Source organism: Thalassospira sp. NFXS8 (genome assembly GCF_040148805.1).
Lineage (GTDB): Bacteria > Pseudomonadota > Alphaproteobacteria > Rhodospirillales > Thalassospiraceae > Thalassospira.
This window is the reverse complement of sequence record NZ_JAGEMF010000006.1, coordinates 122,664-137,763: the sequence shown is the minus strand read 5'-3', so window position 1 is coordinate 137,763 and position 15,100 is coordinate 122,664. Positions and strand designations below refer to the sequence as shown.

Below are 15,100 nucleotides of genomic sequence, written 5' to 3'. Positions count from 1 at the left end.
TAAACTGGTGCCGGGCAATATGTTTTGGGTGCCGTCATGAAAAACAGGTGTATTTCAACACCAGCCCGGGCCGGGGACCAGCGCGATGCATGATGATATGAGCCGAAAGATCGCGCCGCTTATTCCGGCATTGCGCCGTTATGCGCGCGCCCTGATGAAAAACCCCAATGCCGCCGATGATCTGGTACAGGATTGTCTTGAACGGGCGATCAGCCGCTGGCATCAGCATCGTGTTGATGGCAATACCCGCACATGGATGTTTACGATTTTGCATAATCTGGCGGTCAATAACTGGCAGCAGGCGCGTTTTCGCGGGGTACATGTGGCGATTGACGATGTTGGGGATGCGGCATTTTCCCATCCACCGCAGCAGGATGAAAACCTGCATTTGAACGATGTGATGACCGCCCTTGACCAGTTGCCAGATGATCAGCGCAGCGTTGTTTTGCTGATATCGGTCGAGGATTTATCCTATGCCGATGCCGCAAAGGTGCTGGGGGTGCCGGTGGGTACGGTGATGTCGCGTTTGTCACGCGGGCGCGAACGCCTGCATCAAATCCTTGCCGGGGCCGCAAATGGCACGGTAGAAAAACCCCACGGACCAGCTTTGCGGAGGGTGAAATGAGCAATCGGCCGATCACCGAAGACGACCTTCATGCCTATGTTGATCTTGCGCTGGATGCCGTTCGTCGCGACGAAGTTGAACGTTATCTGGCCTGCCACAAAGATGTAGCTGCCCGCGTGGCCGGTTATCAGAAAGACCGTGATCTGTTGCGTAATGCCTTTGCCAGCGTTGCCGAGGAACCCGTGCCATCCCGTTTGAGTGTGGACAGCATGATGGTCGCACAGCGCCACGTATCGCCCTCTCGGGTGTGGCAACTGGCCGCTGTGGCGATGGTGATGCTGGTGGTGGGGGCGGCAGCGGGCTGGTCGGTCCGTGGACAATGGGGTTTGTCTGACGCGTCTGTGGTCATGGCGACAAATTCTGCAAGCGGCATTGCTGCGCTGGCAAGTGAGGCGGCCGATAGCTATGAGGTTTATGCGCCGGATCGTTTTCGCCCGGTCGAAATGCGCGCCGATGACAGTGCCGATTTTGTGAGCTGGGCATCACAACGATTATCGCATCCGGTTCGGGTGCCCGACCTTGCACCGGCAGGGTACCGGTTTATGGGCGGGCGCATTATCCCAACCGCGCAGGGGCCGGCCGCGATGCTGATGTATGACGATGACAAGGGGGGGCGGATGGTGATGCTGACCCGCCCGATGAAACTGGATCAGAATGCACCCATGACAAGCAGTCACCGGGGTGCCCTTGGCGGGTATAGCTGGGCGGACAAGGGGTTGGGCTATAGTGTGGTGGCCCCGCTAGGGGATGGTCTTTTGCATCCGCTGGCCGATGAAATCCGGCGTCAGTTGGGCCGTGATACCTGATAAGGCAAAGGCGTGCGAACCTGAACGGTTGCACGCCTTATATTATTTGCCGACTGCCGTAGGCGGGCCTAGCGGAACAGCATTACCGGCACATGGCAGGATCGCACCATTTCGGTGGTGGTGCTGCCAATGATCAGGTTGCGAATGCGCGAATGGCCATAGGCCCCCATTACCAGCAAATCATACCCGTCTTTTTCGATCCGGGTTTTGATAATGGTTTCTGCATCGCCTTTTTCAACCGCACTTTCGGTGGTAATCCCGGCATTTTGTAAAATCGCAACCGCGTCATCCAATGTCTGGCGCGCATCGCTGTTTAAATCCCCTGCCGCCAAAAGCAGGCAGGAAAGCCCTTTAAACACCTTGCTTTGGGCAATGTGGTCAATGGCTTTCATTACGCTGGGGCCACCATCAAACGCGATGACAAACTTTTCAATCGGTTTGAATGCGCGCGAGGTTACCAGAACCGGTTTGGTCGCGGCCCGCACCACACGTTCCAGATTGGACCCCAAATGCATTTTGGCAAAATCGGCGGCTTCGCCACGTTTGCCGACAATGATCAGGTTGGTGTCTTTTTCAAATTCGGCAATGGCTTCAATCAAATCACCGTGACGCAGTTTGGTGCCAACCTCGGCAATGCCCTGGCTTTCAAGTTGTTCTTTGGCTTCGGCCAGTAACAGGCGGCCATGTTTTAAGGCCAGCTTGGCTTTTTGTTCGTCAAGATCGGCCAGTTCCTGAAGCAGGGCACTGCGTGCGCCCAGTTTCAGGTTGCCGCTGAAATCGGCATTTTCGCCATTGGTGTGGCGGCGCCCCAGAATGTGCATCAGGTCAACCGAGGCGCCCGCGCGCCCTGCAACCCAGGCTGCATGGTCGCAAACGCTGTGCGAATAGACCGACCCGTCGATCAGTGCGATCAAATGTGTCATTGGATATGTTCCCTTAATGCCCCATCAGACGTTCAAATGCGCCGGGTTTATCGTGAAGGGCCAGTTTATCAACAATGGTTTCACTGGCGTCATTGAGGCCAATCAATTCCACATCGGCGCCTTCGCGGCGGAATTTAAGCACCACCATGTCAAGCGCCGACACGCTGGAAATATCCCAGATATGTGCATGGCTGACATCAATCACGACTTTATCGAGGGCTTCTTTAAAATCAAAGGCCTGGGTGAATTTTTCGACCGATGCAAAGAAGATTTGCCCTTCGACATGATAGGTCCGGGTGGCACCATCGGTTGAAATTTCGCTGCGGATACGGAAAATTTGCGAAATTTTCCAGGCAAAGAAAATACCTGACAGCAAAACACCAACCAGAACGCCAATCGCCAGATTATGGGTTGCAACCACGACAACCACCGTTGCCAGCATAACAACCGATGAACTGCGCGGATGGGTTTTAAGGTTTTTGATCGACGACCAGCTAAAAGTGCCGATGGAAACCATGATCATGATGGCAACAAGGGCCGCCATCGGAATGATCCGTACCAGATCCCCCAGAACCACGATCAGGATCAGCAAGAATATACCGGCCAGAAAGGTCGATAACCGGCCACGACCACCCGATTTAACGTTAATCACGGACTGGCCGATCATGGCACAACCTGCCATGCCGCCAATAAAGCCGGTGCAGAAATTGGCAATGCCCTGGCCGTAACATTCGCGAATGCGGTTGCTGGATGTATCGGTCAGATCATCCACAATCGATGCCGTCATCAGCGATTCAAGCAGGCCAACTGCCGCAACACCTGCCGAATAGGGCAGAATGATCAGCAATGTATCAAGGTTGAACGGCACATTGGGGATCATGAAGGCTGGAAAGGCATCGGGCAATTCGCCCATGTCGCCGACGGTATGGAAATCGGCCGTGATAAACAGCGAAATGGTGGTCAGCACCACAATTGCCACCAGCGGCGAGGGTATAACCTTGGTCAGGCGCGGGAACAGGTAAATAATAGCAAGGCCCCCGGCGACCATGACGTATGTTACCCACGGCACATTGATCAGTTCGGGTAACTGCGCCATAAAAATCAGGATGGCAAGGGCGTTAACAAAGCCGGTCATCACCGATTTGGAAACAAATTTCATCAGGTTACCCAACCGCAAAAGCCCGGCAACCATTTGCAGGATACCGGCCAGAACCGTCGCGGCGAGCAGATAATCCAACCCGTATTCCCGCACCAGCGACCCCATCAATACGGCCGTTGCGGCCGTCGCGGCCGAGATCATGCCGGGGCGGCCACCAAAGATGGCGGTAATCACGGCAATGGAAAAAGACGCATACAGGCCAACTTTGGGGTCAACGCCAGCGATGATGGAAAAGGCGATGGCTTCAGGTATCAGCGCCAGCGCCACAACCATGGCCGACAATACGTCACCCCGGATATTGCCAAGCCATTCGGCGCGTAGTTTCGGTAGGAAATCTGTGTTCACAGGAATATCTCCAGTCGTCCCCCGTCCCGCGGTGGATGCCGTGGGTCGTCATTTTATTGGAATGGGCGAAATCGTGAAATGGTCGGCCGGTCTGGTGCCTTGCCGTTCGGACATTTAAGGTGCGCCGGGAAAACAGGTTCCGTCGCAGTCACATCGCGGCAATGAATGTGTGGCACCTTACATCAAACCAAAATCCGTTATTATTCAAATCAAATGCTGCGGCGCAGCGGCTTGTACCTACCGCAATTTGGATGGAAAAACAACCTTGCCGCCGGTTTATACTGTGTCATTTCATGGCAAAAACCGCGCCTTTTCAATGCAAAGGCGCGGTTTTATATAATGTTATTAAACTGCTATAGCGATCACGCCGTTTTGGCGCTTTAATCGCGATGCTGGATTTCTCCCAGAAAATCGTCAATCTCGCGGCGCAAATTATCGGCCTGTTTTGCCAGGCTGTCGGCAGCACGGGTGACATCGGCGGTGGCGGTTTCGCTGCGTTTGGCGGCATCACCAACCCCGGCAATATTGCGGGTAACTTCATCGGTCCCTTGTGCGCTTTGCTGGGTATTGCGCGCGATATCGCGGGTGGCGGCCCCTTGTTGTTCGACAGATGCGGCAATGGTGGTGCCGATGGTATTGATATCGCTAATCACGGCGGAAATCGCCTGCATCGAAAGCACGGCTTCGCGGGTGGCTTCCTGAATGGTGATAATCTGATCGGTGATTTCACTGGTGGCCCGGCTGGTTTGCGATGCCAGCGATTTAACCTCGCCCGCCACAACAGCAAACCCTTTGCCGGCGTCCCCGGCGCGGGCGGCCTCGATGGTGGCATTCAGGGCTAAAAGGTTGGTTTGCCCGGCGATATCGTTAATCAGGGTTACAACTTCGCCAATGCGATCTGCACTTTGTGCCAGGGTTTTAACCAGATTATTGCTTTCATCGGTGCGGGTAACGGCGCCCTGGGCGATTTCGCTGGATTTATGGGCCTGATCGCTGATTTCATGGATGGATGCGGATAATTGCTCGGCAGCAGATGCAACCGATTTGACATTGCCCGATGCCTGACGCGCAGCAGCAATGACGTTGCTGCTTAACAGGTTGGTTTGGGCCACGGTTTCGCCCATGATACCGGCGCTGGCGCGCATCGATTGCGATGCCTGTTGCACCAGTGTCAGCGCTTCATCGCTGCGGGTACGGAATTTGTCGATCGAGCGGCGAATTTCTTCGGCGCGGTCCAGTTTGCGTTGGCTTTCGGCCTCGCGTTCGGCGGTCAGGCGGGCGTTTTCGCACAAATTGGTGCGAAACAGGGCCAGTGTTTCGAATATGCGGCCCACAGCGTTGCGGCTACCCGGTTCGGGAATGGTGATATCGAGCTGACCGTGCGCCAGACGTTCCATCAGCGATACAGCCTGGGTTAACGGGCGGGTAATGCCGCGCCCCAATGACAGACCAATCAGAACAGCAATTGCCGCCACACCCACCAGCAACATCAGCGAAAAGTTGCGCATCCAGATGGCAGGCGCAAAAATTTCATCGCTGTCAATTTCGGCAACCATGGCCCAACGGGTATTTTCAAATGTCATCGGTACATAGGATGACACCACATTGGCGGCCCGATAGTTTAAATCTTCCATTGTGCCGCTTTTGCCTGCCAGGGCATCGCGCACCTGTTTGGTGTTGATTTCGCGGCTCAGGCTGGTGCTTTCATTGCCCATGCGGCTGTCGTTGCGCATGAGTAAATCCTGGCCGACCAGGTAAATTTCGCCGCTTTGGCCCAACCCTTCGCTTTGTTGCAAAATATCGTTTACGCGCGCTACCGGAATTTCTACGGCAAACACACCCACCCGGCTTTTGCCATCATCGCCAAAAACCGGCGTTGCCAAAAAGGCATTGCTGGTATTGCCTGCCGGTTGATACAGGCTGAAATCCTCGAAGGCGATTTGCCCCGGCATGACCTTGTTCGCGGCGTTAAACACCCGGCCCAAAGCAGTTTTTGCCCCTTCACCGGTGGCAACATTACTGGCAAAATCGTTACGTTTTGCCTCGGAATATAAAACAGCGCCATCGTTGTTGATCAGGAAAATATCGGCATAACCGCGTTCATGCAGTAACTTATCCATCCAGGGATGATACTGGTGATGGATATCAGACCAGGTCGAACCATCCTTGGCCTGTAATAAGCGGTCGCGCTGGTCCACCGGGTTGGGGTTTTGGCTGATATACAGGTTTTGCAGGGTTTTTTCCGGGGTTTCGCCCAGGTCAGACCAGGCAAAGCCAAACAGTTTCATGGCCTGGCGAATGGCGGGGCTGTCGGCCTGAATCAGCAAATCCTGCCGCACTGATCCCAGATATTGCGCAAGCTCGCTTTGCCGTGAATTGGCAAGGGCGTAAAGTTTGTCGGTGGCCCCTTCATTTAAGGCATCGCGGGCAATCACATAACTGGAAATGGCCGTGATGGCAGTGGCCAAAATTGCAATCAGGGCGATAACAGACGGAATGACCCGTCGTAATGACATTCTGGCTAAAAACCCCACGATGCGCCTTTCTGTTTCTTGCAGCGTTGGTCATAGACCAAACGCTCTTTATTACTCAAATATATAGAGTTTTATCTATGAGGCTTTGCAGGTTCGGGGAAATCACAACTGTGTGCTGTTAAGGTGATACAAATGTGAACGATCATTCCAAAATGATGCTTGCCAAAACTGGCCCTGCAAACGCAAAGCACGAATCGTTGCGCCGGGGTCGGTAAATGGAACCGGTTACGCTGGTTCGCAGGGGCGAAGCGAGATAGCGGCTTGGAACCGGGATGCAAAAAGGGCGGCATCGGTTAAGGATGCCGCCCTTGAATGTTACTGCCTGTAAAACCGTTTTGGTTAACGGTTCTGGCGGTTGTCGATCAAATCATTGACCACGCCCGGGTCGGCCAGGGTCGAGGTATCGCCAAGCTGGTCATATTCGTTCGCTGCAATTTTACGCAGGATACGACGCATGATTTTGCCCGACCGGGTTTTGGGCAGGCCCGGCGACCATTGCAGGTAATCGGGGCTGGCAATCGGGCCGATTTCCTTGCGCACCCATTTCACCAGTTCGGCACGCAGTTCTTCGGTGGGTTCCTCGTCGGCATTCAGTGTGACATAGGCATAAATGCCTTGTCCCTTAATGTCGTGCGGAACCCCAACAACGGCGGCTTCGGCGACCTTGGGGTGGGCGACAAGTGCGCTTTCCACTTCGGCAGTGCCCATGCGATGGCCCGAAACATTGATCACGTCATCGACACGGCCTGTGATCCAGTAATAGCCGTCTTCATCGCGGCGGGCACCATCGCCGGTGGTGTAGGTGCCGGGAAAGGTTGAAAAATACGTCTGGATAAAGCGTTCATGGTCGCCGTAAACCGTCCGCATCTGGCCCGGCCAGCTGTATTTGATCACCAGGTTGCCGTCGGTGGCACCCTCAAGTTCCTTGCCTTCATGGTCAAGAAGGGCAGGTTGAATGCCAAAAAATGGCACACTTGCCGAACCCGGTTTTAAATCGGTTGCACCGGGCAGCGGTGTAATCAGGATACCGCCGGTCTCCGTTTGCCACCAGGTATCAACAATCGGGCATTTACGTTTGCCAACATGTTCATGATACCATTCCCATGCTTCGGGGTTGATCGGTTCACCAACCGACCCCAGAATGCGCAGTGATGACAGGTCGGCCTTTTCCACCCATTCGGCCCCTTCACGCATCAGGGCGCGAATGGCGGTCGGCGCGGTATAGAAGATATTGACCTTGTGCTTGTCGCAGACTTGCCAGAAGCGCGATGCATCAGGATAGCTGGGCACACCTTCAAACATCAGGGTGGTGGCCCCATTTGCCAGCGGTCCATAAACGATATAGCTGTGCCCGGTGACCCAGCCCACATCGGCGGTACACCAGTAAACATCACCATCATGGTAATCGAACACATATTGATGCGTCATCGACGCATAAACCAGATACCCGCCCGATGTGTGCAAAACGCCTTTGGGCTTGCCGGTCGAACCCGATGTGTAAAGCACAAATAACGGGTCTTCGGCGTTAACTTCGGTTGGCGGGCAGTCGGGCGATGCGGCATCGCAAACATCCTGATACCAGACATCGCGTGCGTCATTCCAGGGAATGTCCTTGCCGGTATGTTTAACCACAACCAGTTTTTCCACGGTCTTCACACCGGGATGGGACAGGGCTTCGTCGGCATTGCGTTTAAGGGCAACACCCCGGCCGCCACGCAGGCCTTCATCCGATGTAATGACAACCTTGGCACCGCAATCTTCCACCCGGCCCGCCAGGGCTTCGGGCGAGAAACCGCCAAATACGATGGAATGAATGGCACCGATGCGTGCGCAGGCCAGCATTGAAACCGCCGCTGCCGGGATCATCGGCAGGTAGATGACAACGCGGTCGCCTTTATTCACACCCATGGTTTTCAGGGCGTTGGCAAAACGGCAGACGCGTTCGTGCAGGTCTTTATAAGTGATATGTTCGGAAACTGACGGGTCGTCACCCTCAAAAATGATCGCGGTCTGATCGCCGCGCGTCGCAAGGTGACGGTCCAGGCAGTTGGCCGCAACGTTCAGCGTGCCGTCTTCATACCATTTGATATAAAGATTGTGCGGGTCATAGCTGACATTTTTGACTTTGGTGTAAGGCTTGATCCAGTCAATGCGCTTGCCGTGTTCGCCCCAGAAGCCTTCCGGATCCTCGACCGATTGTTTGTACATGGCATCGTATTTGGCCTTGTCGATCAAGGCGTTTTTGGCGATTTCCTCGGAGACGGGATAAACGTTCGCAGACATTGTTAAGCCTCTTGTTCGTTTCCTGTGGTCGGTCACGGGTTTCAGGGGCCATTTGCAATATGGCATCGTGGCCGATGCCAACCCCTGATTTTTCCGGCTAACCGATTGATGTGGCCGTTTTATGTTTCACCGAAATCATTCTGATGCCCGGTTTTACGCCGTCAATCGCTGGCCTTTGTATTGCCCTATGCTAACGATCCGGGCCGTCGCAGGAAATACAACTTAAGACGGGGGCAAACTGCCCGGTCCGGGCGACGCGATGTGAGGCGACAAAATCCCGGACAGCCCGAAAGGTTCTGGCGTCGGTTAATTATCTTGTTGAAACATAGGTGAATTTTACGGAAATTTCCAGTGAAGGTTGCGTCTTTGACAAAGGCAGGCCTGCATTGGGATCCGAGGGGGCGGTTCCATAAGTTTTCTGCCGGGGGGCGAAAAACAGGTTGGAAATGAAAATGCCGTGCCACCCCGCTGGCGGGAATACGAACTTCGTCAAATAACGGGATGGCTGCTGGATTTGACGGAACAAAACAGATACAAGCAGAAGATATTGCAATCAGATGGTGTGGTTATGGATCCGGTTTCTCTTGCCGTGGGCGGCATTGCGGTTTTGGTGGTGTCGCTGATTTTCAGTGTGCAATTGGTTAAACGCGCAAGGGACTCGGCCAAAGCCGAAGCCGAGGCGCATAATGCCCTGCTGGCTGCACAGCTGGAACAAACCGAAGCCACCCGGCGCGAGCTTGCAACCGAACTGGCCCAGTTGCGTGATCGTTTTGACGCCGCATCGGAAAAACGCGCCATTGCCGAAACCACAGCCAACCGGGTGCCGGGGCTGGAAAGCGAAATTCGCGAATTGCGCGTGTCGCTGGAGCATTGGCGCGAAAAAGGGGCCGAGCTTGAAACCTCGCTGGAAAAAGAACGCGAAGCCGCACAGGAAAAGCTGCAAATGCTGGATGATGCGCGGGTCAAGTTGCTTGACAGTTTCAAGGCGCTTTCGTCCGATGCCCTGAAAATTAACAATGATGAATTTATGAAAATGGCGCGTGAAAATTTCTCGCGTCTTCAGGAAGGAGCCAAGGGCGACCTTGAAAAACGCCAGCAGGCGATTGACGGGTTGGTAAAACCGATCCGTGAACGGCTTGAGGCCTTTGATATAAAGGTTAACGAACTTGAAAATTCACGCAAGCAGGCCTATGGCGAGTTGCGTGAACAGGTGGGGTCGCTGGTAACGTCGCAACAGCGCCTGTCACGCGAAACGCAAACCTTAAGCTCGGCCTTGCGGTCCAGCTCATCGGTGTCGGGCAAGTGGGGCGAATTGCAGCTTAAACGCATTGTCGAGCTGTCAGGGATGCTTAATCATTGTGATTTTGAAGAACAGGTTCACTTTAAAACCGACGAAGGCGACCAGAAACCCGATATGGTGATTCGCCTGCCGGGCGGCAAAAACATTGTCGTCGATGCCAAGGCCCCGACATCGGCCTATCTGGAAGCGATTGAAGAAAAATACGATGATGATCGCCGTGAAGCCCTGATGACAACCTATGTTGCCAATGTGCGCAAGGTTATCACGGGGCTTTCCAAAAAATCCTACTGGAAATCTGTTAATTCACCGGAATTTGTGGTGTTGTTTTTGCCCGGTGAAAGCTTTTTTTCGGCAGCGCTGGAGCGTGACCCCAGTTTGATTGAAGACAGTTTTCGCGACGGGGTCATTTTGGCAACGCCCACCACGCTTTTGGGCCTGTTAAAGGCGGTGGCTTACGGTTGGCGGCAGGAAGCCCTGGCCGATAACGCCCGCGAGATTAGCGAAATTGGTCAGCAATTGTTTGATCGCCTTGGCGCGCTGGCCAAAAACTTTACCGCCATGGGTAAATCGCTTGAAGGCACGGTTAAACATTACAACAAAACGCTGGGGTCGCTGGAAAGTTCGGTTCTGGTATCGGCCAAGCGGCTGAAAGATAAGCAAATCGTTGCCGATGATCGCGAAATTGATCAGCCGTTGCAGTCTGAAACCCATGTGCGTCAGTTAAGTAAGCCCGAACTGACAGCCGATTTGCTCGAAGATAGCGGGCACCGATAAGACCATGGTGGTTGTGGTCCATTGCGGACCGTGTGAGATCATCTTTGTTTGGGGGACGGGGACGGACTTCTTGACTCCCATAACTTGCGGTCTTATCTCCAAGCCCGACTTATATTATATTGAAACCGTTCCATAGGGGGCGGTTTCATCTTTTGCATCCGGAAACCTGACATGGCCTTGCGTGAAATACTTATCGTTCCTGATCCCCGCTTAAAGCAGGAATGCGACCCGGTATCCGAGGTGAATGATGAAATTCGCCAGATTCTGGATGATATGCTGGAAACCATGTATGACGCGCCGGGCATTGGCCTTGCTGGTCCGCAGATTGGTGTGATGAAGCGCCTTGTCGTGCTTGATGTTTCCGACGACAAGGAAAAGCCCGAACCCATGAAGCTGGTGAACCCGGAAATCATCTGGGAATCCGAGGATTGCTCGGTTTATCAGGAAGGCTGCCTGTCGATCCCCGATCAATATGCCGATGTTGAACGTCCGCTTGAAGTTGGTGTGCGTTACCTTGATGAAAACGGCAAGGCACACGAGATTGAGGCAGACGGCTTGCTGGCAACCTGCATCCAGCACGAGATCGACCATCTTGATGGCATTCTGTTTACCGATTATCTGAGCGCACTGAAACGCAACATGATCCTGAAAAAGGTTATCAAGCTGCAAAAGAACAAGAAGTCAGCCTGATTTTTCAGATTGCACTTTTGCCATATCAGATGCTGCCCAAAGGACCGGTTTTACCGGTCCTTTGATGTTTTGGGCTTGTCTGTTTTTGTTTTTGCAGGCGCTATTCTCCGCTTGTTTCGGTATTGAGACGGTGCGCAACGGTCTTTTCCGAAAATGTGACGTTGAACTGGCGAACGCTGCCAAATCCCGCTCTCTCCCTACCTCAAAATGGATGCTTTCTGCGCGTCCGAAAAATTCGATGCTGTCATATCTTTCGCTCCATTTGCTAACCAGAAATCTGGCGCGGAAAATTCAAATCAAAAACGATCCAATTTAAAGGGTGCAGAGCAAAAGGGTTAACGAAACTCTCACGAGCGCCCAACCAGGACCGCACTTGCAATGACATCAAAAAGGTATTCGGCTCGTGGCTTGAACGACTGTTGGTCGCCAATCCAGCCAAGCGCACCGATCAGAGCAAACAAGTCGCTTCCCTTCATATCTTTGCGCGCAGTCCCTTCTTCCTGAGCGCGTTTAAGAAGTCGCTCGCCTGCATTGCGTAAGTTTTCGCAGGAGGCATGAAGTGCGGAGTCAGGGTCGGTTATCGCTGTCGCCATCATCGTCACCACGCCACTGTAAACCTGCACGAAGCCGACAGCGTCACGGAGCCAATCCAACAGGGCCTCCCCTGGCAAAGTCGAAGGTTCCAATTCGTCGGCCTTTGCCGTCAGCTCTTCGAGACTCTTTCGGAGCAGGGCATCAAGCAACGCCTCACGTGTCGGAAAGTGGCGCAAAAGCGTTACGTGGCTCACTTCGGCCCTGCGCGCGATGTCGCGTAGGGACGCGTTAGCTCCTTGCTCCGTGACGACGTCCCGGGCCACGACCAGCAGGTGATTATAATTTTCCTTAGCGTCGGCGCGCATTGCTAATCCTTGACAAGTGTAACACTGGTACTTTTATATGTACCAGTGGTCCGATAATTATAGCGATCACGATAGCAAGCACAAGAAGGAATGATCGTTTTGCGCTACAAACTATTTGGAAAGCATACGGGACTGCGGGTCTCCGAACTCGTTCTTGGAACCGCCAATTTTGGTACAGCATGGGGCGGGCATGGAGCCGAACCGGAAGAGGCCCGTCGAATTTTAGATACCTATGCCGACGCAGGCGGCAATTTCCTCGACTCGGCGAATGGGTATCAGGAGGGCCAGTCGGAGACGGTTCTTGGTGACTTGCTCGGCGGGCGGCGCGACGAGTTTGTCCTGTCGACAAAGTTCGCAGTCAAGACGAATGCCGACTCCGGTCTGCTCGTCACCGGAAACAGTCGGCAGGCAATGGTTCGCTCGGTCGAAGCGAGCCTGAAACGCCTTAAAACGGATCGCATCGACCTGTATTGGGCACATGTTTCCGATGGCGTGACGCCGCTCGAGGAAATAGTCCGAGGCTTTGACGATCTCGTACGGGCGGGCAAGATCCTCTACGCGGGGCTTTCCAATTTCCCGGCTTGGCGGGTCTCGCGTGCCGCGACAATTGCCGAAATCAGGGGAGCGGTCCCCATTGCGGGAATCCAGGTAGAGCACAGCCTCGTCCAGAGGGCGACCGAACAGGAACTCATTCCGGCCAGCCAGGCGCTGGGCCTCGGGGTTGTGGCTTATTCACCGCTCGGTGGGGGCGTACTAACGGGCAAATACCGTTCGGGGAAGTCCGAAAACAGACGAGACGAAGCTTGGGCCGGCGCGGGTTTCCAGCCTGAAAATTCACAGCAGCGGACAGCGATCATTGATACCTTGATTGATGTTGCCGACGAGGCCGGCGTAACACCCGGCGAGATAGCCATCGCCTGGGTGGCTGCCAAGGGCTCGCTCCCTATTATCGGGCCACGTACACTTTCCCAACTTCAATCCAACCTGGCCGCGGCCCAGGTCGTTTTGTCGCCAGAGCAGGTATCGCGCCTTGACGGCGTCAGTGCGATAGCGCGGGGATATCCCTACACTGTGCTTGATGACCCGCGGATCCAGGACCTCATCACAGGTGGGAAGTTCGACCAGATAGATTTTCCAGCGGAACCTGCCGCATGACCTAAAGGCTAACCTGCGGCAATGGCGGCAGGTTCGTTTTCAAACATCTGCTCACACATTCAAATCCCAAGTTCCAAGTCCCAAGTCCAAACAAGCGTGTCTCGTTGTTCCGGTATTTTTGCACTTGGGGTTTGATCAAATCATTCAGTCACTTAAACCTGATTTGGTGAAGGATGTTACCGAATGCCGTTGAGGTGCGTGCGGTCGTCGTAAATGTTAAAAAAGCGATGTCCGTCCGCACTTTCAAGCCATTCCAGCACGGCAGTGAAGTTTTTGAACCCGGTTTTTCATACCACGCTCGGCACAAGCCCATTGGGAAGTAGAACCCCAGCCAGATCGCCCGGTTTTGTGCCTTGTTTGTCAGGGTTTGGATGAATGCCGGGATATCGGACATATCATCAATCAACCAGCCATTATCATTACGCCGGGCATGGGCCTTTCAACGCCCTTTGCCGCGACGGACCGGTCGGCATGGTAAATTTCATCGATCTTATAGGGTGTCTTTGTTTGGGCGGCAGGGCGATGATGCGGGTAAACCGACACGCGGCTTGTATTTTGTCGATCATAACGCCAAATTGCCCGCATATCAGTTTGCCCTTTACGATGAAATGGTTTGGTCATGACGAAATTGCGAATTGCCTTTATGGGAACGCCGGATTTTGCCCTGGTAGCACTTCAGGAACTGGTCAAGGCAGGTCATGATGTGGTGTGCGTATATTCCCAGCCGCCGCGCCCTGCCGGTCGCGGGCATAAGGAAACACCCACCCCGGTTCATGCCTGGGCTGCCGATCACGGGATCGAGGTGCGGACACCCGTTTCATTGAAATCCGATGCCGAAAAACAGGCCTTTGCCGATTTGAACCTGGATATCGCCGTGGTTGCGGCCTATGGCCTTATTTTGCCAAAGGCGATTTTGGATGCGCCCAAAATGGGCTGCCTGAATATTCATGCCTCCCTGTTGCCGCGCTGGCGCGGGGCCGCCCCGATCCAGCGGGCGATTTTGGCCGGCGATGCCAAAACCGGTGTCACCATTATGCAAATGGATGTTGGCCTGGATACGGGCGATATGCTGCTGATGGATGAAATCGCCATCACCCCGGAAACCTATGCCAGCGGTTTGCATGATGATTTGGCCGAAATGGGCGGACGGTTAATTGTCGAAGCCCTTGAAAAACTGCCTGCCGGGCAGCTTTCGGCCACGGTTCAGCCCGAGGACGGCGTTACCTATGCCGCCAAGCTGGAAAAAACCGAAGGCAAACTGGATTTCACCGACGATGCCGCCCTGCTGGAACGCAAAATTCGCGCTTTCACGCCCTGGCCCGGGGCCTATTTTGATTTTGGCAAGGAACGCATCAAGGTGCAGGCCGCAAGGCATATTGTCGATGCCAGCGGCCAGCCCGGCGAAATTATCGATGATCAACTGACCATTGCGTGTGGTGCCGGTGGGGGATTGCGGCCGACCCGCATTCAACGCCCGGGCAAGGCGGCAATGGATACCGAAGCGGTCTTGCGCGGTTATGACAAGCTGGCAAAAGGCGTTATCGTTTCCTGATTTTGCCGTTATCGTGGAGGCAAAGCCTTAAAGCACTTTTCCTTTAATATGCCAA

General features: G+C 54.2%; 11 protein-coding genes. 6 read left to right on the top strand and 5 right to left on the bottom strand.

Features of this window, described 5'->3' with window-relative positions:
* Nucleotides 1–97: 97 nt before the first annotated feature.
* Together J4E05_RS22485 and J4E05_RS22480 are read left to right on the top strand one after the other, a co-directional pair.
* On the top strand, nucleotides 98–625 hold the full coding sequence (locus J4E05_RS22485; protein WP_349600369.1) for a sigma-70 family RNA polymerase sigma factor: 528 nt from the start codon (nucleotides 98–100) through the stop codon (nucleotides 623–625).
* Nucleotides 622–1,431, top strand: a complete 810-nt coding sequence (locus J4E05_RS22480; RefSeq protein WP_349600367.1) for an anti-sigma factor family protein — start codon at nucleotides 622–624, stop codon at nucleotides 1,429–1,431. Before J4E05_RS22485 ends, J4E05_RS22480 begins: the two co-directional genes overlap by 4 nt.
* Nucleotides 1,432–1,499: 68 nt before the next feature.
* Here J4E05_RS22480 and J4E05_RS22475 read toward each other — a convergent pair whose 3' ends face one another.
* The 4 genes from J4E05_RS22475 to acs all read right to left on the bottom strand — a co-directional run bounded on the left by J4E05_RS22475 (nucleotide 1,500) and on the right by acs (nucleotide 8,675).
* On the bottom strand, nucleotides 1,500–2,354 hold the full coding sequence (locus J4E05_RS22475; RefSeq protein WP_349600365.1) for a universal stress protein: 855 nt from the start codon (nucleotides 2,352–2,354) through the stop codon (nucleotides 1,500–1,502).
* 13 nt (nucleotides 2,355–2,367) lie between these two features.
* Complete coding sequence (locus tag J4E05_RS22470; protein WP_085587683.1) at nucleotides 2,368–3,858, bottom strand: SulP family inorganic anion transporter; 1,491 nt, start codon at nucleotides 3,856–3,858, stop codon at nucleotides 2,368–2,370.
* A 380-nt stretch (nucleotides 3,859–4,238) separates the two neighbouring features.
* Nucleotides 4,239–6,374 (bottom strand): methyl-accepting chemotaxis protein, encoded by a 2,136-nt coding sequence (locus J4E05_RS22465; RefSeq protein ID WP_349600362.1) that lies wholly within the window; start codon nucleotides 6,372–6,374, stop codon nucleotides 4,239–4,241.
* A gap of 357 nt (nucleotides 6,375–6,731) precedes the next feature.
* Nucleotides 6,732–8,675 (bottom strand): acetate--CoA ligase, encoded by a 1,944-nt coding sequence (gene acs / locus J4E05_RS22460; RefSeq protein WP_085587687.1) that lies wholly within the window; start codon nucleotides 8,673–8,675, stop codon nucleotides 6,732–6,734.
* Nucleotides 8,676–9,243: 568 nt separating this feature from the next.
* On the opposite strand from acs, the gene J4E05_RS22455 reads away from it, so the two are divergent.
* Nucleotides 9,244–10,749, top strand: a complete 1,506-nt coding sequence (locus J4E05_RS22455) for a DNA recombination protein RmuC (RefSeq protein WP_349600359.1) — start codon at nucleotides 9,244–9,246, stop codon at nucleotides 10,747–10,749.
* A 171-nt stretch (nucleotides 10,750–10,920) separates the two neighbouring features.
* Nucleotides 10,921–11,439, top strand: coding sequence for a peptide deformylase (def, locus tag J4E05_RS22450; RefSeq protein ID WP_085587691.1), 519 nt, complete (start codon nucleotides 10,921–10,923; stop codon nucleotides 11,437–11,439).
* 347 nt (nucleotides 11,440–11,786) lie between these two features.
* Here def and J4E05_RS22445 read toward each other — a convergent pair whose 3' ends face one another.
* Nucleotides 11,787–12,338, bottom strand: a complete 552-nt coding sequence (locus tag J4E05_RS22445; protein WP_349600355.1) for a TetR/AcrR family transcriptional regulator — start codon at nucleotides 12,336–12,338, stop codon at nucleotides 11,787–11,789.
* A 90-nt stretch (nucleotides 12,339–12,428) separates the two neighbouring features.
* Here J4E05_RS22445 and J4E05_RS22440 point away from each other — a divergent pair, with 90 nt between their 5' ends.
* Both J4E05_RS22440 and fmt read left to right on the top strand, forming a co-directional pair.
* Nucleotides 12,429–13,493, top strand: a complete 1,065-nt coding sequence (locus tag J4E05_RS22440) for an aldo/keto reductase (RefSeq protein WP_349600352.1) — start codon at nucleotides 12,429–12,431, stop codon at nucleotides 13,491–13,493.
* Nucleotides 13,494–14,112: 619 nt separating this feature from the next.
* Nucleotides 14,113–15,045 carry a methionyl-tRNA formyltransferase gene (gene fmt, locus J4E05_RS22435; protein ID WP_349600349.1) on the top strand — a complete coding sequence of 311 codons (933 nt, stop codon included), beginning with the start codon at nucleotides 14,113–14,115 and terminating at the stop codon, nucleotides 15,043–15,045.
* Nucleotides 15,046–15,100 lie beyond the last annotated feature (55 nt).

Coding starts and splice junctions, on each gene's coding strand:
- def (WP_085587691.1), top strand. CDS start 10,921: ATGGCCTTGCGTGAAATACTTATCGTTCCTGATCCCCGCTTAAAGCAG.
- acs (WP_085587687.1), bottom strand. CDS start 8,675: ATGTCTGCGAACGTTTATCCCGTCTCCGAGGAAATCGCCAAAAACGCC.
- J4E05_RS22455 (WP_349600359.1), top strand. CDS start 9,244: ATGGATCCGGTTTCTCTTGCCGTGGGCGGCATTGCGGTTTTGGTGGTG.
- J4E05_RS22445 (WP_349600355.1), bottom strand. CDS start 12,338: ATGCGCGCCGACGCTAAGGAAAATTATAATCACCTGCTGGTCGTGGCC.
- J4E05_RS22480 (WP_349600367.1), top strand. CDS start 622: ATGAGCAATCGGCCGATCACCGAAGACGACCTTCATGCCTATGTTGAT.
- J4E05_RS22485 (WP_349600369.1), top strand. CDS start 98: ATGAGCCGAAAGATCGCGCCGCTTATTCCGGCATTGCGCCGTTATGCG.
- J4E05_RS22440 (WP_349600352.1), top strand. CDS start 12,429: ATGATCGTTTTGCGCTACAAACTATTTGGAAAGCATACGGGACTGCGG.
- J4E05_RS22465 (WP_349600362.1), bottom strand. CDS start 6,374: ATGTCATTACGACGGGTCATTCCGTCTGTTATCGCCCTGATTGCAATT.
- fmt (WP_349600349.1), top strand. CDS start 14,113: ATGACGAAATTGCGAATTGCCTTTATGGGAACGCCGGATTTTGCCCTG.
- J4E05_RS22475 (WP_349600365.1), bottom strand. CDS start 2,354: ATGACACATTTGATCGCACTGATCGACGGGTCGGTCTATTCGCACAGC.